This is a genomic window from Deminuibacter soli (genome assembly GCF_003412455.1).
GTDB lineage: Bacteria > Bacteroidota > Bacteroidia > Chitinophagales > Chitinophagaceae > Deminuibacter > Deminuibacter soli.
In genome coordinates this window covers 716,821-733,359 of record NZ_QTJU01000002.1, presented here as the reverse complement: position 1 = coordinate 733,359, position 16,539 = coordinate 716,821, and the positions used below count along the sequence as shown (strand labels likewise).

The 16,539-nt window shown below is 47.4% G+C and carries 17 protein-coding genes; 11 read left to right on the top strand and 6 right to left on the bottom strand.

Translation table 11 applies throughout. The features are described from left to right. The first annotated feature begins 99 nt into the window (after positions 1–99). From DXN05_RS09605 to DXN05_RS09555, 11 genes are all read left to right on the top strand, one after another. On the top strand, positions 100–2,730 hold the full coding sequence (locus DXN05_RS09605) for a valine--tRNA ligase (protein ID WP_116846995.1): 2,631 nt from the start codon (positions 100–102) through the stop codon (positions 2,728–2,730). A 276-nt stretch (positions 2,731–3,006) separates the two neighbouring features. Next, a complete protein-coding gene (gene ahcY / locus DXN05_RS09600) occupies positions 3,007–4,335 on the top strand; it encodes an adenosylhomocysteinase (protein ID WP_116846994.1) in 1,329 nt (442 codons plus the stop codon). A 92-nt stretch (positions 4,336–4,427) separates the two neighbouring features. After that, entirely contained in the window at positions 4,428–5,696 is a 1,269-nt protein-coding gene (locus DXN05_RS09595) for a cation:proton antiporter (RefSeq protein ID WP_116846993.1), read from the top strand. 65 nt (positions 5,697–5,761) lie between these two features. Then, positions 5,762–7,234, top strand: coding sequence for a hydrolase (locus DXN05_RS09590; protein ID WP_116846992.1), 1,473 nt, complete (start codon positions 5,762–5,764; stop codon positions 7,232–7,234). Positions 7,235–7,284: 50 nt separating this feature from the next. Then, entirely contained in the window at positions 7,285–7,740 is a 456-nt protein-coding gene (locus DXN05_RS09585; RefSeq protein WP_116846991.1) for a YhcH/YjgK/YiaL family protein, read from the top strand. 107 nt (positions 7,741–7,847) lie between these two features. Beyond that, positions 7,848–8,477: a SatD family protein gene (locus tag DXN05_RS09580; RefSeq protein WP_116846990.1), complete on the top strand. Its 630-nt coding sequence runs from the start codon at positions 7,848–7,850 to the stop codon at positions 8,475–8,477. A 13-nt stretch (positions 8,478–8,490) separates the two neighbouring features. Next, positions 8,491–9,210 carry a DUF3307 domain-containing protein gene (locus tag DXN05_RS09575; RefSeq protein WP_116846989.1) on the top strand — a complete coding sequence of 240 codons (720 nt, stop codon included), beginning with the start codon at positions 8,491–8,493 and terminating at the stop codon, positions 9,208–9,210. Between the two features lie 40 nt (positions 9,211–9,250). After that, the gene (locus tag DXN05_RS09570; protein ID WP_116846988.1) at positions 9,251–9,976 is read left to right on the top strand and encodes a pyridoxine 5'-phosphate synthase; all 726 of its coding nucleotides are present in this window, start codon (positions 9,251–9,253) and stop codon (positions 9,974–9,976) included. A gap of 27 nt (positions 9,977–10,003) precedes the next feature. Further along, on the top strand, positions 10,004–10,555 hold the full coding sequence (locus DXN05_RS09565; RefSeq protein WP_116846987.1) for a DUF2911 domain-containing protein: 552 nt from the start codon (positions 10,004–10,006) through the stop codon (positions 10,553–10,555). A gap of 154 nt (positions 10,556–10,709) precedes the next feature. Then, positions 10,710–11,810 (top strand): DUF2911 domain-containing protein, encoded by a 1,101-nt coding sequence (locus DXN05_RS09560; RefSeq protein ID WP_116846986.1) that lies wholly within the window; start codon positions 10,710–10,712, stop codon positions 11,808–11,810. 66 nt (positions 11,811–11,876) lie between these two features. Then, positions 11,877–12,227 carry an ArsC family reductase gene (locus DXN05_RS09555; RefSeq protein ID WP_116847160.1) on the top strand — a complete coding sequence of 117 codons (351 nt, stop codon included), beginning with the start codon at positions 11,877–11,879 and terminating at the stop codon, positions 12,225–12,227. 85 nt (positions 12,228–12,312) lie between these two features. Here the strand turns inward: DXN05_RS09555 and DXN05_RS09550 are convergent, their stop codons facing one another. From DXN05_RS09550 to hisH, 6 genes are read right to left on the bottom strand one after another with little or no spacing between them, the layout of a single operon-like run. Continuing rightward, positions 12,313–13,398 (bottom strand): TlpA disulfide reductase family protein, encoded by a 1,086-nt coding sequence (locus DXN05_RS09550; RefSeq protein WP_116846985.1) that lies wholly within the window; start codon positions 13,396–13,398, stop codon positions 12,313–12,315. A gap of 2 nt (positions 13,399–13,400) precedes the next feature. Continuing rightward, positions 13,401–14,000, bottom strand: coding sequence for a bifunctional phosphoribosyl-AMP cyclohydrolase/phosphoribosyl-ATP diphosphatase HisIE (gene hisIE, locus DXN05_RS09545; RefSeq protein ID WP_116846984.1), 600 nt, complete (start codon positions 13,998–14,000; stop codon positions 13,401–13,403). Between the two features lie 34 nt (positions 14,001–14,034). Further along, a complete protein-coding gene (gene hisF / locus DXN05_RS09540; RefSeq protein WP_116846983.1) occupies positions 14,035–14,793 on the bottom strand; it encodes an imidazole glycerol phosphate synthase subunit HisF in 759 nt (252 codons plus the stop codon). Between the two features lie 11 nt (positions 14,794–14,804). Next, positions 14,805–15,521 carry a 1-(5-phosphoribosyl)-5-[(5-phosphoribosylamino)methylideneamino]imidazole-4-carboxamide isomerase gene (gene hisA / locus DXN05_RS25045; RefSeq protein ID WP_116846982.1) on the bottom strand — a complete coding sequence of 239 codons (717 nt, stop codon included), beginning with the start codon at positions 15,519–15,521 and terminating at the stop codon, positions 14,805–14,807. Continuing rightward, the gene (locus tag DXN05_RS25040; RefSeq protein WP_116846981.1) at positions 15,512–15,928 is read right to left on the bottom strand and encodes a GNAT family N-acetyltransferase; all 417 of its coding nucleotides are present in this window, start codon (positions 15,926–15,928) and stop codon (positions 15,512–15,514) included. The genes hisA and DXN05_RS25040 overlap by 10 nt, the downstream gene beginning before the upstream one ends. A gap of 1 nt (position 15,929) precedes the next feature. Beyond that, positions 15,930–16,529 carry an imidazole glycerol phosphate synthase subunit HisH gene (gene hisH, locus DXN05_RS09525; RefSeq protein ID WP_116846980.1) on the bottom strand — a complete coding sequence of 200 codons (600 nt, stop codon included), beginning with the start codon at positions 16,527–16,529 and terminating at the stop codon, positions 15,930–15,932. Positions 16,530–16,539: the final 10 nt, after the last annotated feature.

Below are 16,539 nucleotides of genomic sequence, written 5' to 3'. Positions count from 1 at the left end.
TTTGCCCGCAGAATCCTTACTTTTGCCCCCCGAAACAGGTGTAACAGGCATTTTTAGCTATCTGCCGTAACCGCCTGCCACCCGAAACATGCAACATACATGGAACTGAGTAAAAATTTTGAGCCGCAACAAGCCGAACAGAAATGGTACCCGCACTGGTTGAAAAAACAATACTTCAACAGCAAGCCGGATGCACGCCCAGCCTTCACCGTAGTAATTCCCCCACCGAATGTTACGGGGGTACTGCACATGGGTCACACCCTTAACGAAACCGTACAGGATATACTGGTGCGTAAAGCGCGTATGAGCGGTTTCAATGCCTGCTGGGTGCCGGGCAGCGACCATGCTTCTATTGCCACTGAGGCCAAGGTGGTACAGATGCTCGAGAAAGAGAAAGGCATTAAAAAAGCCGATCTCTCCCGCGAAGATTTTTTACGCTACGCTTTTGAATGGAAAGAAAAATACGGCAATATCATCTATAGCCAGATAGCACGCCTTGGTTGCAGCGTAGACTGGGACAGAACCAGTTTTACCATGGACGACCATTACTACAAAGCCGTAATACAGGTGTTTATTGACCTGTATGGCAAAGGACTGGTATATCGCGGCGCGCGCATGATTAACTGGGACCCCAAAGCACAAACAGCCCTCAGCGATGAGGAGGTGGAATACAAAGAACTGCAGGGTAAGCTGTACCATGTACAGTACCAGGTTGCCGGCACCAATGAATACATCACCATTGCCACGCAGCGCCCTGAAACCATTATGGGTGATACCGCCATTTGCGTTAACCCCAATGATGAACGCTATGCACACCTGAAAGGCAAACAGGCCATTGTACCCCTGGTAAACAGGCACGTGCCCATTATATTCGACGAGTATGTAGATATTGCCTTTGGTACCGGTGCATTGAAAGTAACACCTGCACACGATATTAACGACTATAACCTTGGTTTGAAACACAAACTTGAAGTAATTGATACGCTTAACCCCGATGGTACCCTGAGTGCCGCAGCGGAAGTGTTTGTAGGCCTGGACCGTTTTGAAGCACGTACCAAGGCTGTTGAACAACTGAAAGCAGACGGTGCGCTGGTAAAAGAAGAAATGTACAGCACGCGCCTGGGTTACAGTCAGCGCAACCCCGATACCGTGGTTGAGCCCCGCATCAGTACCCAGTGGTTTGTAAAAATGCAGGCACTGGCCAAACCCGCACTGGAAGCGGTTACCAGCGGTGAAATCTCTATTCACCCGGGTGATAAGTTCCTGGCCACTTACAAATACTGGCTTGAGAACGTGCAGGACTGGTGTATCAGCCGCCAGCTGTGGTGGGGTCAGCAAATACCTGCCTACTATGCGCCGGATGGCAGCTTTGTAGTAGCAGGCAGCAAAGAAGCAGCATTTGAGCAACTCAAAACAATATGTAAAACGCCTATTACCATAGATGAGGTAAAACAGGATGAAGATGTACTCGACACCTGGTTTTCTTCGTGGTTGTGGCCTATTGAAGTATTCAACGGCATTACCCAGCCCAACAATGAAGAGATCAAATACTACTACCCCAGCTCTGTGCTGGTAACCGGCCAGGACATTATCTTCTTCTGGGTAGCGCGTATGGTAATGGCAGGTATGGAATTTAAACAGGCCATTCCATTCAAGGATGTTTATTTCACCGGCATGGTGCGTGATAAGCTGGGCCGCAAAATGAGCAAGAGCCTGGGTAACTCACCCGATTTGCTGGAGCTGATTGATAAGTACGGCGCAGATGCCGTTCGCTTCGGTATCATGATCTCTTCACCTGCAGGTAACGACCTGTTATTTGACGAAGCCGCGCTGGAACAGGGCCGCAACTTCAATAACAAAATATGGAATGCCCTGAAACTGGTGCAGATGTGGAAAGCCCGCACTGCCAGTGATGCGGCGACCGCTACCCCGGACTTTGCAGTAAACTGGTTTGGTGAAAGACTGAAACAGGCACAGGCCGAACTGGAGAAACTGTATGGCCAGTTCAGGCTAAGCGAGGCACTGAAGGTGATTTATTCACTGGTATGGGATGACTTTTGCAGCTGGTACCTGGAATGGATTAAGCCAGGCTTTGAGCAGCCCATCAGCACTGCGGTGTACGAGCAAACCATCACCTACTTTGAGCAGCTGATGCAGTTGCTGCATCCGTTTATGCCCTTTGTTACAGAAGAGGTATACCACCTGCTGCGCGAGCACAGCGATGACCTTTGCGTAAAACAATTCGCCCCTGTTACAACAGCCGACACACAGGCCCTTGCAACCGGTGAGCTGCTGAAACAGGTAATCTCTGCCCTGCGCGATGCCCGTAACAAGAATCAGCTGAAGCCCAAAGATGCCGTACAGCTGCACATACAAACAGCCAGTGAGCAAAACTATACCGCCATTAACAGCATACTGGCCAAACAGGTGAATGCAGAAAACATCAGCTTTACGCAGGATGCCATTGCCAACAGTATTGTGGTAGCTATTGAGAAGGATAAATTCTTTATCGAAACCAACCGCCAGATTGATACCGCAGCCCTGAAAGAAGAGTTGCTGAAAGACCTCGATTACCAGCAGAAATTCCTGGAAAGCGTAATGAAGAAATTAGGTAACGAAAAGTTCATGCAAAACGCCAAACCCGAAGTAGTTGCCGTTGAACAGAAGAAACAGGCAGATGCTGAGGCCAGGATAAAAACCATAGAGGAGAGCCTGCAGAACCTGAATTAAGTACTGCAGCAGAAATAATACATAAAGGCTGTTCCCCCGCGGAGCAGCCTTTGTTATATGTTTATGTACCTGATTCACAGATACTCGTGCTTATTATGTTACCCTGTTGCCAACCAACAACTTTAAACCTTAAACCATCAAACTTTAAACGTTAACCAACGTTCAGCGTCATAAAACAGTCATTCCTGAATTATAACCCGCACTTCACCATAACACTTTGCTATTATCGCTGATAAAGTTACTTTTGCAGACAAAATCAATAATAATTATTACTTTATGTCTACTGCCGTAAAACCGAACGTTGACCTGAGCCTGCCTTACAAGGTAAAGGATATCAGCCTGGCTGAATGGGGCCGCAAAGAAATCAGATTAGCCGAAGCTGAAATGCCCGGTTTGATGTCATTACGCAGCGAATATGGTGCTTCACAGCCATTGAAAGGTGCGCGCATTGCAGGCTGTCTGCACATGACCATCCAAACAGCTGTATTAATTGAAACATTGATAGCCCTGGGTGCAGAAGTGCGCTGGAGCTCTTGCAATATATTCTCTACACAAGACCATGCGGCAGCAGCTATTGCAGCAGCAGGTATCGGTGTATTTGCCTGGAAAGGCCAGTCTCTCGAAGAAGCTGACTGGTGTATTGAACAAACCCTGTTCTTCGGCAGCCTCGACCGCCCGCTGAACATGATCCTCGATGATGGTGGTGACCTTACCAACATCGTGTTCGACAAATACCCTGAGCTGGTACAGCACATCAAAGGCCTGAGCGAAGAAACCACTACCGGTGTTCACCGCCTGTACGAAAGAATGGCTAAAGGCACCCTGCCTATCCCTGCTATTAACGTAAACGATTCTGTTACCAAATCCAAATTCGATAACAAATACGGTTGTAAAGAATCACTCGTAGATGCTATCCGCCGCGCTACCGATGTAATGATGGCCGGTAAAGTAGCTGTTGTAGGTGGTTATGGTGACGTAGGTAAAGGCTCTGCAGAATCACTGCGTGGTGCCGGCGCCCGTGTTATTGTTACCGAAATCGATCCCATCTGCGCCCTCCAGGCTGCTATGGACGGTTTTGAAGTGAAGAAAATGGTGAATGCTGTAAAAGAAGCCGATATCGTGGTTACCACCACCGGTTGCCGCGACATCATTACCGGTGAGCACTTCAAACTGATGAAAGACAAAACCATCGTTTGTAACATCGGTCACTTCGATATTGAAATTGATATTGCATGGCTTAACGACAACTACGGTCATACAAAAGATACCATCAAACCACAGGTTGATATTTACAATGTAGAAGGTAAAGACATCATCATCCTGGCAGAAGGCCGCCTGGTTAACCTGGGTTGCGCTACCGGTCATCCTTCGTTTGTAATGAGTAATTCTTTTACCAACCAAACACTGGCCCAGCTGGAATTGTGGACAAACGGCAGCAAATACGAAAACAAAGTATACGTTCTGCCTAAACACCTCGATGAAAAAGTTGCCCGTTTACACCTCGCCAAAATTGGTGTGGAACTGGACGAACTCACCGACGCCCAGGCTACTTACCTCGGCATTCCCAAAGATGGTCCGTTCAAAGCTGAACACTACAGGTATTAATTTTACCGGTTTTCTGATACAACGGGGCACTGCACAGTGCCCCGTTTTTGTTTATGCAAACACTGGTGCGATATTGGTTACAGTTACATCTTATGAATCTGTATTACACCTTTTGCATCGTGGTGGTACTGGCGGCACTCATCGCCTACCTCAATCAGCGCCTGCTGAAACTGCCCAGCACCATTGGTGTAATGCTCATCGCCATTTTTATTTCGCTGCTGCTGATGCTCAGCAGTAATTTATTTCCTTCTTTCTTCAGTGATACCCTACGGCTGCTGGATTCAGTGAACTTCAGTAAAATATTCATCGGGGCTGTGCTGAACTTTTTGCTGTTCGCAGGCACTATACAGATACGCATACAGGATTTAAAACGGCAGCAATGGTCTGTAGCCATATTCTCAACAGTCAGCGTGGTAATGTCTACCCTGCTGGTGGGCTGCATGTTATACCTGTTGCTGCAGTGGCTGCAAATGGGCGTTCCCCTGCTGCAATGCCTGCTGTTCGGGGCATTGATCTCCCCTACCGATCCTGTTTCGATACTCGCTATTGTGCGGCAAACCAGCGTATCCAAATCGCTCGAGACCAAAATAGCAGGCGAATCGCTCTTTAACGATGGCGTGGCGCTGGTGATCTTTTTCACACTCATCAGCTCTATCCGCAACCCTGAAGACCCGCTCACCATCAGCGATGTAGCAAAGGTATTTGCCCGTGAAGCGCTGGGCGGCCTGGTATTGGGTATTGCTATTGGTTACATCGCTTTAAAAGCGCTTAAAACAATCGACAACTATAAACTGGAAGTCATGATCACCCTGGCCCTGGTAATGGGCGGGGCAGCGCTGGCACATAGCCTTGGCGTGTCAGAACCACTCACCATGGTATCGGCAGGCATCTTCACCGGCAACTACAGCAAGGCCTTCTCCATGTCGGATGTGTCGCGTGATTACCTCGATAAATTCTGGGAATTGATTGAAGAAATACTCAACGTGGTGTTGTTTGTACTGATCGGTTTTGAACTGCTGTTCATCAAACATTTCCATTACTACTGGCTTATCGGCATTATTACCATTGCCATTGTGCTGGCTGCAAGATTTATATCTATCTGGCTCCCCTCGCTTTTCCTTCGTTTCAGGGAAAGAACGGATACGCTCTCTGTACTTATATTAACCTGGGGCGGTTTGCGCGGCGGCATTTCCATTGCGCTGGCGCTAAGTTTACCTAGGGGTATGCACAAAGACCTTATTGTGTTTATCACCTATTGCGTGGTTGTATTTTCTGTGGTGGTACAGGGGCTTAGTATTGAACGCATGCTGTTGCAACGAAAGCGCAAACAGGCCAAAACCCGTCCCAGCCTGGCGAATTAGCCATTTGTTCACAGGTATCATTTGCCGGTATACGTTACATTTGAAAAAATACCAAAGCGAATACCATGAAATTAACCCTGGCACTGGCAGCTGTGTTACTATTCACCACATGCGCGTGTAACCAGCACACAACCCGCACCAACACCACCGATACCGGCAGCAACCCTGCTGCCACAAGAACCGCAACACCTGCTGCTGCCGGCTTCTCCGAATCATTTGAAACAGGCACCAAAAACAGTTACGCCGAAGGAACCATTAACTTGTCAACCGGCAGCTGGCATTTCACGGATGCCCTGCTGGGTAACCTGCACACGGATGTAAAAAACGGCAGCCAGAGCGCCCGTATCCGCAGCAACGGCAAGCTCTCCATGCAGTTTGATTATACCGGCAGCGCCGGTACAGTCACCATTGCCCACGCCCGTTTTGGAAGCGATGGCAACAGCAGCTGGCAGCTTTGGTACAGCACCAATGGTGGCAGCAGTTATACACAGGCCGGCAGCACTATTACCACTGCCGGCAACGGTTTGCAAACAGCGCGCTTCCCATTACATACCAGCGGTACACTGCGCCTCGAAATACGCAAAACCGATGGCAGCAACAGCCGCCTGAACATAGATGATATTACGATTAACGGCACCGGCCAGGGCGATAGCACAACAACACCGCCTCCTCCACCACCGCCATCATCAGGCAGCGGTAAAAAATTCCTGTTCGATGCAACCAAAGCCGAAACAGCCGGCAATGCAGACTGGGTAATTGATGAAGACGGCTCTCCGCAACGTGTACCAACGCCTGCGCAAAATACCGTTACCAGTGCTACAGCCGAAACCTATTGGACAGGTGCTCTTTCCAGCTGGGGCATTGCCTTAGCCAAGGCAGGCCATACTGTTGAAACCCTGCCCGCAGGCACAGCCATTACTTATGGCAACAGCAGTAACCCGCAGGATTTATCCAATTACGACGTATTTGTAATAGACGAACCCAACACTTTATTTACCGCATCGGAAAAAACAGCTATCCTCAATTTTGTAAACCACGGCGGTGGCCTGTTTATGATTGCTGATCACAATATCTCTGACCGCAACAATGATGGCCATGATTCGCCCAATATCTGGAACGATTTAATGACCAACAACAGTGTGCAGAACAATCCCTTTGGCTTCAGCATTGATTTAACCAATATATCCGAGTTATCTACAAACGTATTAACAGGCAACAGCACCAATCCTTTGCTGCACGGCTCGCAGGGAAATGTAACAAAGCTGGAATTTAACAACGGCTCTACCATTACCATTAACCCTTCAGCCAACGCAGCAGTACAGGGACTGGTATGGCAGGGTGGTTATGCACAGAATAACACGCATATCATGTGCGCCTCTTCTGCGTTTGGCACAGGCCGCGTGTTTGTGGTAACAGACAGCTCACCCATAGATGACGGTACCGGTGCACAAGGCAATCACCTGTACGTAGCATGGCCGCTGTACAGCCACACACAGCTGTTTATGAATGCATCATTATGGCTTGCCAAACTGCAGTAACCGTATATTTACAACCAATCAGACATTATACCATTAAACCATTTCCCGCTATGATTATTGATACACTGGAGCAGGCGCATTTATACACCGGCCTCGGCGAACGTTTTGTGAAAGCTTTTGCATATCTGCAACAAACAGATTTTACCACATTACCTAAGGGTAAATATGCCATTGACGGCGATACCGTTTTTGCGATGGTAAATGAATACGATACAGTGCTCGCCGAAACTGAACAAATGGAAGCACATCGCGCACATATAGACGTACAGTATATTGTACAGGGAGAAGAATATATAGGGCATGATTTTTTAACCACACAAACACCTTCGCAAGCTTATGATACAGCTACAGATTTCATGCTGTTTGCAGAGAAGCCTGCATTCTTTTCAGTATTGAAAAAAGGCATGTTTGCTGTATTTTTTCCTACCGACCTGCATATGCCCAACATCCAGATTGAATCGCCGGCAGCGGTAAAAAAAGTGGTTATCAAGATAAAAGCGAATTAAATTTAATTATAGTACTGTAGCACTATAATCATATATTATAGTATTATAGTACTATAATTGTATTTTATAGTATTTTAGTACTATATTTACAGGGAAAGCTATTGTATATGGGCAGGCAAAAGGCAGCCGTGATAACCGGCGACATCATTAACTCTTCGGCGCTCAGTAATGCGCAGCGTAAAAAACTGCAAACCCGGTTGCAGCAGTTTTTTACAGGATGTGCCGAGGAATATCCCGATTTCAAATACGCGCAGTTCCGCGGCGACAGCCTGCAAATACAACTTACCCGGTCCCGTAAGGCTGTATTGCATATGGCGCTGTTGCTGCACAGCTATTTATTTATCAATTCGTTTTCCATCCGGCTAGGTATCGGCATCGGCGATATCAGGTACCAGTCATCCAGTGTAAGCCTTTCAGATGGCCCGGCCTTCCAGCTATCCGGTCCGCTTACCGACGAACTACGCAAAACAGGCGAAGTAATCGGCATTACTGCCACAGATGCGGCTTTTGCCGCCGAATGGCAGGTACATAGTGCCACGCTCAACTACCTGCTTTCACGAATAAGCGATCCGCAGGCCAATGCCGTATACCTGCAACTGCAGGATCTTTCCCAAACACAAATAGCCGCAGTACTCCGCATTTCCCAGCCCTCGGTTCACCAGCGGCTGCAAGCCTGTGGCTGGAATGTCATTCATCAAATTTTACTGCGTTTTGAAGCGGCCGTTCCGGCACTTTAAATATATTTACAGTATGTTGCTTGTTTACCAATGGATATTTATACACCTGCTAGCCGATTTTGTGTTGCAATCCAAAAAAATGGTGCGGCACAAACAACGTTTTAAATACCGCTCCTGGCAGCTGTGGCTGCACTGCTTTATACATGCAGCGCTTATTTACCTGCTGTCGCCCGATAAAACCATCTGGGCCATTCCGCTGATTATTTTTGTAACGCATTACCTGATTGACCTGTGGAAACTGTACCGCAAAGACAACCTGCTGTATTTTGTGCTGGACCAGGCCGCACACATAGCCGTGCTAATTGCCGTATGGTGTATTTTTTACCAGCCGGGCGGCTGGTGGCAGCACCTGCGGACAGCAATACTGCAAAGCAGGCAGGGCTGGCTGATTGCATCGGGTTATATCATCATTATATTTCCGCTTTCATACATACTGGGTTATGCCACACAACGCTGGCGGCAGGAGGCAGAAGATAATTTTGCCCGCACCAGCATCAGCCTGAGCGCAGCAGGTAAATGGATCGGCATTTTTGAACGTGTGCTGGTATTCACTTTTGTGCTTATCAACCACTTTGAGGGGATCGGCTTTTTAATTGCCGCCAAATCCATACTGCGTTTTAACGATATTAAGGGCGATCATGTACGCAAAGAGGCGGAATATGTGCTTATCGGAACATTGATGAGTTTTGCTGCTTCCATTATAACCGGGCTGGCAGTAAAGTTATTGTTGTAATACCTTTATTTTGGATACCGGGAATTAGTACTTTTGACACATGAACCATACAACCAAGTTATCTGTAAACATCAATAAAATAGCTACACTGCGCAATAGCCGTGGTGGCAACAACCCCAATGTGGTAAAAGCTGCCATTGATGCGCAGCGTTTTGGCGCAGATGGTGTAACCGTGCATCCACGCCCCGATGAACGCCATATCCGTTACAGCGATGTACGGGAAATAAAACCCATTATCACTACCGAATTTAATATTGAAGGTAATTGCAGCGAACAGAAGTTTATAGATCTCGTACTCGAAACCAAACCGCACCAGGTAACACTGGTACCCGATGCACTTAACCAGATTACCAGCGATCATGGATGGAATACCATTGAACACCAGGACTACCTGAAACAGATTGTAAGCGTTTTCAAAAACGCCGGTATCCGCGTAAGCCTTTTTGTAGACCCCGTGGTTGAAATGGTAGCCGCCGCTGCCACTACCGGTACTGACCGTATTGAGCTGTACACCGAAGGTTATGCAACCGCTTTTCTGCAAAACAGGGAAAAAGCCGTGGCACCCTATGTTGCTGCTGCCGAAAAAGCAAGGGAACTGGGACTGGGACTGAATGCAGGCCACGATCTTGACCTGAACAACCTGCAGTATTTTAAACAGCATATTCCCTGGCTCGATGAGGTATCTATAGGTCATGCACTTATTGCAGACGCCCTTTACCTGGGTTATGAAAATACCATTCAGCTGTACAAACGACAGCTGCAATAAAGCACGTAAACAATTAAACAATAAACCATGAAAAGAGTACTCCTGCTTTCCCTTTCTCTGGTGCTTGCCAGCGCTTCCCTGTTTGCCCAGGAAAAAGACAAAACGGCCGCTCCACAGGAAAAGAAAAAGCCTGCCAGCCCGCACGAAATGGTATCACAAACCATTAAAGGCGGCACCAACGTTACCATTCATTATGGCAGCCCTTCAGTAAAAGGCAGAACCATTGGCACCAACCTTGAGCCTATGAACGGCAAAATCTGGCGCGCCGGCGCAGACAGCGCAACTACTTTTGAAGTAAGCAAAAACGTAACTATCGAAGGGCAGTCTTTACCAGCTGGTAAATATGCATTCTTTGTGATCAACAACAACGACGAATGGACGCTGATCTTCAACAAAGCATGGCAAACATGGGGCGCTTACAGCTACGACAAAAACAAAGACCAGGATGCACTGCAGGTAAAAGTTACCGGTGGTAAAGCCAAATCTTTCACAGAAAAACTGACCTATACCATCGACAAAAATGGTACGGTTACCATGCTGTGGGGTGATCATGCTGTAACATTTCATGTTAAAGCATAAGCGCTGAACAGTAAAATATAAGCATATGAGGCAGCCGTTCCAGCAGGAACGGCTGTTTTATTTCCACTTATCCCGTTTGGTGCACAATGGTAACAAATGACTATGCCCTGCTGCTTTTTTTGTGTAGTTTGGGCCTCACCAAACGAGACTACATATGAGAAAAATAATCATCGCAGCACTGCTGCTGGCGGCCCTGCAAACCAATGCCCAGTTAACAACCGTCCCCGATGGCGACAACAAAAGAGCCACCGTAAGCGAAGGCATCGGCATTACCAACATCACCATTAATTACAGTCGCCCCGGCGTAAAAGGCCGTGAAGGCAAAATATGGGGCGGTATTGTGCATTACGGCTTTGCGGACCTCGGCTTCGGCACCAGTAAAGCGGCGCCCTGGCGTGCAGGAGCCAATGAAAACACTACCATTGAGTTTAGCACACTTGTAAAAGTTGAAGGCCAGGAACTACCTGCCGGCAAATACGGATTCTTTATCGCAGTACAGCCCGAAGAATGTACATTGATTTTCTCCAAAAATTCAGGCAGCTGGGGCAGCTTTTTCTATAAGCAAGACGAAGACGCCCTGCGTGTAAAAGTAAAGCCGCAGCAGTTATCCAACAGCGTAGAATGGCTGCAATACACCTTTGAAAATGAGACACCGGCCTCTGCTACCATTGCCTTGAGCTGGGAAAAATGGAAAATTCCATTTAAAATAGATGTGGACGTAACCACTACGCAACTCGCCTCATTCAGGCAGGAACTGCGCAGTGACAAAGGTTTTACCTGGATGGCCTTCCAGCAGGCCGCCAACTATTGCCTCACCAGCAATACAAACCTTGAAGAAGGCCTTACCTGGGCACGCGCAGCTGTTGGCGCACCTTTTATAGGACAGCCGAATTTTGCCACCTTATCTACCGAAGCAGGCCTATTGCGCAAACTGGGCCAGGATGCTGCAGCAGACAGTGCCATGCAGAAAGCTGTGCCGATGGGCGATATGGTACAATTGCACAACTATGCCAGGCAGCTATTGCAACAGCACCAGGCCAAGCAGGCTTTCAGCATTTTTAAGATGAACTATGATAAAAACCCGGACGTGTTTACTACCAACATGGGCATGGCAAGGGGTTATTCAGCTACCGGTAATTATAAAGAGGCACTGAAATATGCGCAGAAGGCACTAACGCAGGCACCTGATCCGGGTAATAAAACGAATGTGGAAGGCCTGGTGGGCAAGCTGAAGGCAGGGCAGGATATTAATTGATTTCGCCACCAAAGCAGATGCCGTGCACTCATCGCCATGTTTTATCTTTGCAGCAAATTTTACGGCATGTATACTGTTTACGGCATTCCGAATTGCAATACGGTAAAAAAAGCACTTGACTGGCTGAAAGCACACAACATTACTTATACGTTCCATGATTATAAGAAGCAGGGCATTACAACTGCCAAACTGCAATCGTGGAGCAAGCAAAAAGGTTGGGAAAGCCTGGTGAATAAAAAAGGCACTACCTGGCGCCAGCTTGATGAAGCAGCGCAGGCAGCAGTAAAAGACGAACCGTCTGCCTTTGCACTGATGGAAGAAAAAACAAGTGTGATTAAGAGACCATTGATTGAAAAAGGCGATAAAGTAGTTGCGCTGGGCTTTGATGAGGCAGCGTATGAAAAAGCTTTCCTGTAAAAGAGCACACTATAACGGGTACAAAGAAAAACGGCAGCAATTGTAATGATTGCTGCCGTTTGTTGTATATTACTATTACTGCTGCTTAATTAAGCAACTGTTTCAATTTGGTGGCCAGGCTTTCACCACGCAGGTTTCTCGCTACGATGGTTCCGTCAGGGCCAACCAGTATGTTTTGCGGGATAGATTCAATGTGATATGCCCTTACAACAGCATTATTCCAAAACTGCAGATCGCTTACCTGCGTCCAGCTGAGGTTGTCTTTCTGAATGGCCGTTAACCAGCTTTGCTTTTCCTGGTCTAACGATATGCCCAGCACGGTAAAGTTTTTATCCTTATACTGGTTGTAGGCTGCCACAACGTTGGGGTTCTCCATACGGCAGGGGCCACACCAGCTGGCCCAGAAATCAACCAGTACGTACTTGCCTTTAAACTGTGACAACGATACGGGTTTACCATTTACATCGTTCTGGGTGAATTCGATGGCTTTGGTTCCCACTGCACCTATTTTAGCTACTGCCAGCACCTGTTTCAGGTTGCGGGCAAACTGGTTATTCAATGCATCGCCAGATAACATATTAAACCGGCGGTCGAGCAGGTTTACATCTTTGTTAGGATCAGTATCATAGCTGTAGGCGAGCAATAATGCAGTAACGGGCGATGTTTTTTTGCGGGCAACAAAACGGTCAACCCCGTTCTCATACATGTTGTACGCAGTGTTCAGCATAATGGCCAGGCTGTCCCTGCCGCCTGTGGTAGTGGCAGACTGCATTTGCGTGCGGTAGTATTCCACATAGTCATTCAGCGGCTTGATGTACTGGATAAATGCTTCATAGTCGCTGTGCGCTGCAGAGCCGCTGATACTTACATCACTGAAGTCTTTTGTGTTGCCGTTAATGTGAATCTGGTCATTGCCCATAAACAGCACCATACGCCTGTTTACAGCAGGCAGTACCAGCATGCGGGAATCGGTTTCGGTAACATTGCCTTTAAGGGTGAAGGCGCCTTGTTTTACTTTTGCGCTGGCAAGCGTATCTTTCTCTGTTTTGCCTGACAGGTACACGATACAATCTTCCGGCAAACCCACCAGTTTACCCTGAATAGTAAATCCTTGCTGGGCCTGCACTAAAGCGGGTAATAAAAATAATAAGGCGATAAACAGTTTTTTCATACCTATTTTTTTTCGTGTCGTTTAGCCAGTACGTCTACGATATCCTGCAGGCAAAAACCTTTTGCATTCAGTAATATCAGGTAATGAAACAGCAGGTCGGCCGCTTCATTTTTGAAAAGATCTTCATCATGATCTTTGGCCTCAATCACCACTTCCACTGCTTCCTCTCCTACTTTCTGGGCAATTTTATTGATGCCTTTCTGGAATAACCTGGCCACATACGATTCTTCAGGCGAAGCATTGCGACGGCTTTCGATGATCTCTTCCAGTCCGGTTAAAAAATCTTCCTTGCGGTTGGTTTCTGCCCAGCAGGTATCTGTGCCTGTATGGCAAACAGGACCCAGCGGCTCTGCTTTTATCAGCAGGGTATCGTTGTCGCAATCTGCCAGTATGCTTTTTACCAGCAGAAAATTACCGCTCTCCTCTCCTTTTGTCCACAGGCGTTGTTTGCTGCGGCTATAAAAAGTTACCTTTCCGGTGGCATTGGTTTGTGCAATGGCTGCTTCGTTCATAAAGCCCAGCATCAGCACTTTTTGGGTAATGCTGTCCTGCACCACTGCGGGCACCAATCCATCGGCATATTTTGAAAAGTTGATCTCCATGTTTGTTATAGTTTGGTCTTTAAAGAAACGGCAGTTACAGCCTTACTTCAATGTCTTTTTCTTTCAGGTACTGCTTTAAATCGGGTATTCCAATTTCCTTGAAATGGAAAATGCTTGCTGCCAGCGCAGCATCGGCATGGGCATTGTGAAACACGTCTACAAAATGTTCCATGGTACCGCCGCCGCCCGATGCAATTACCGGAACCGGTAACTGCGTGGCCAAAGTTCGGGTAATATCCAATGCAAAACCCTGTTTGGTACCGTCATGATTCATGGAAGTGAGCAAAATTTCACCGGCGCCGAGCTCTACCCCTTTCTTTGCCCAGTCAATACAACGTGTTTCCGTTTTTACACGGCCTCCGTTGAGGTATACATACCATTCACCGTCGGCTTCCAAACGCGTATCGATGGCGAGCACCACGCACTGGCTGCCAAATTCTTTTTCGAGTGAGCGGATGAGTTGGGGATTGTTAAAAGCTGCAGTGTTTACCGATATTTTGTCTGCACCATTCTGCAACAACAGCTGCACATCTTCCACACTGCTGATACCACCACCTACCGTAAACGGGATATTGATGTGGTGCGAAATACGGTTCACCAGCTCGCGCAGGGTTTTTCTTTTTTCGTTGGTAGCGGTAATATCCAGGAATACCAGTTCATCTGCCCCCTGCTGTGCATACAGTGCACCCAGTTCAACCGGGTCACCTGCATCGCGCAGGCTTTCGAAATTGACACCTTTCACAGTGCGACCATCTTTAATATCGAGACAGGGTATAATTCTTTTTGTAAGCATAGTTATGTTGTTTATGCCGGTTTAACCAGGTTCGACAATTCAATGCGGCCTTCATAAATGGCTTTGCCCACAATTACGCCATCACAGCCAATCTGCTGCAGCGCAGTAATATCGTCCATAGAGGCCACACCGCCGCTGGCAATAAAATGCAATGTTGGAAAGCGTTCGATGATTTTGGTATACAGCTCAACAGAAGGCCCCTGCAGCAAGCCATCTTTGCTTACATCGGTACAAAACAACTGCTGAATACCGTGTGCCATGTATTTTTCAATAAAACTGTAGATGTCTATTTCTGTGGTTTCGAGCCAACCGCCAATGGCAATCTTTTCATTCTTTACATCTGCGCCCAGCAAAAACTTCTCTGCGCCATATTGCTGCAGCCACTGCACAAATACTGCTTCGGCTTTTACTGCCAGGCTGCCAATGGTAGCCAGTGCTGCACCGGAGTTAAATACTACGGCCAGGTCTTCTTCCTTTTTAATGCCACCGCCAAAATCAATCACCAGCTTTGTGTTGGAAGCAATATCCTCCAGCACTTTCCAGTTTTTTACTGCACCTGCTTTGGCGCCATCCAGGTCAACCAGGTGCAGGCGCTGCACACCGGCTGCTTCAAATTCTTTGGCCACTTCCAGCGGGTTTTCGTTGTACACTGTTTTCTGTGCATAGTCACCCTGGGTAAGCCGCACACATTTTCCGTCAATGATATCGATGGCAGGTATTATTTGCATGTACCTAACTGTTTTTCCATTTTAATAAATTCATGGCCATGCTGGTGCCAGGTAGCGCCGGTTTCGTACATGCCAAACTTTTTATACAATCCTACTGCTGTAGTGCGTGCATTGCACCAGATGGCGGTGTTTTGCTGTTGCATTGCCAGCTGCATGATGTGCTGCAACAAGGCAGAGCCGTAACCCTTACCCTGAAAAGCTGTTACAGTGGCAAACTTGCGGAACTGCAACGCACCATCTTTCTGAAACAGCGACACCACAGAGATTAGTGTTCCTGCTTCATACAAACCAAGATGAAGGCCCTGCTCATCATCTTCCAGTTTCACCTGGTCAATGGTAAATGCAGGATACATCACTTCTTTGCGCATCCGCCAAACATCGGCCAGTGGCACTTCCTGTATCGTCATACTACACTACTTTGGTAATGAAGTTGCGCAATATCTGTTCGCCGACAGCGGCGCTCTTCTCAGGGTGAAACTGCACTCCGTAAAAATTATCGCGGTGCAGGGAGGCGCTGTATGGCTGCACATAATCTGCTTTGCCAATGGTATGTTTACCCAGCGCCGCATAATAACCATGTACAAAATAACAATAGCTGTTCTCCGGCAAGCCGCTGAACAAAGGTGTTTGCAGATCGAAGATATTGTTCCAACCGATCTGCGGCACCTTGATATTACTGCCCGCAGCGGGTGTAAACAGTTTTACCTTTTCTTCAAATATGCCGAGGCAGTTTGTATTATTCTCTTCTGAATAGGCACACATCAACTGCATACCCAGGCATATGCCCAGTACGGGCTGTTTCAATCCTGTAATCACTTCATCCAATCCGCGCTGTTTCAGGTAATGCATGGCGCTGCTGGCTTCACCTACGCCGGGAAAAATCACCTTATCGGCTGCCTGCAGTGCTGCTGTGTCATCGGTTACCTGTGCTTCAACGCCAATACGTTCAAGCGCGTATAAAACCGATTGTATATTGCCTGCATTGTATTTTACAATTGCGATGTTCATACTGTTTCTT

Coding starts and splice junctions, on each gene's coding strand:
- DXN05_RS09605 (WP_116846995.1), top strand. CDS start 100: ATGGAACTGAGTAAAAATTTTGAGCCGCAACAAGCCGAACAGAAATGG.
- ahcY (WP_116846994.1), top strand. CDS start 3,007: ATGTCTACTGCCGTAAAACCGAACGTTGACCTGAGCCTGCCTTACAAG.
- DXN05_RS09595 (WP_116846993.1), top strand. CDS start 4,428: ATGAATCTGTATTACACCTTTTGCATCGTGGTGGTACTGGCGGCACTC.
- DXN05_RS09590 (WP_116846992.1), top strand. CDS start 5,762: ATGAAATTAACCCTGGCACTGGCAGCTGTGTTACTATTCACCACATGC.
- DXN05_RS09585 (WP_116846991.1), top strand. CDS start 7,285: ATGATTATTGATACACTGGAGCAGGCGCATTTATACACCGGCCTCGGC.
- DXN05_RS09580 (WP_116846990.1), top strand. CDS start 7,848: ATGGGCAGGCAAAAGGCAGCCGTGATAACCGGCGACATCATTAACTCT.
- DXN05_RS09575 (WP_116846989.1), top strand. CDS start 8,491: ATGTTGCTTGTTTACCAATGGATATTTATACACCTGCTAGCCGATTTT.
- DXN05_RS09570 (WP_116846988.1), top strand. CDS start 9,251: ATGAACCATACAACCAAGTTATCTGTAAACATCAATAAAATAGCTACA.
- DXN05_RS09565 (WP_116846987.1), top strand. CDS start 10,004: ATGAAAAGAGTACTCCTGCTTTCCCTTTCTCTGGTGCTTGCCAGCGCT.
- DXN05_RS09560 (WP_116846986.1), top strand. CDS start 10,710: ATGAGAAAAATAATCATCGCAGCACTGCTGCTGGCGGCCCTGCAAACC.
- DXN05_RS09555 (WP_116847160.1), top strand. CDS start 11,877: ATGTATACTGTTTACGGCATTCCGAATTGCAATACGGTAAAAAAAGCA.
- DXN05_RS09550 (WP_116846985.1), bottom strand. CDS start 13,398: ATGAAAAAACTGTTTATCGCCTTATTATTTTTATTACCCGCTTTAGTG.
- hisIE (WP_116846984.1), bottom strand. CDS start 14,000: ATGGAGATCAACTTTTCAAAATATGCCGATGGATTGGTGCCCGCAGTG.
- hisF (WP_116846983.1), bottom strand. CDS start 14,793: ATGCTTACAAAAAGAATTATACCCTGTCTCGATATTAAAGATGGTCGC.
- hisA (WP_116846982.1), bottom strand. CDS start 15,521: ATGCAAATAATACCTGCCATCGATATCATTGACGGAAAATGTGTGCGG.
- DXN05_RS25040 (WP_116846981.1), bottom strand. CDS start 15,928: ATGACGATACAGGAAGTGCCACTGGCCGATGTTTGGCGGATGCGCAAA.
- hisH (WP_116846980.1), bottom strand. CDS start 16,529: ATGAACATCGCAATTGTAAAATACAATGCAGGCAATATACAATCGGTT.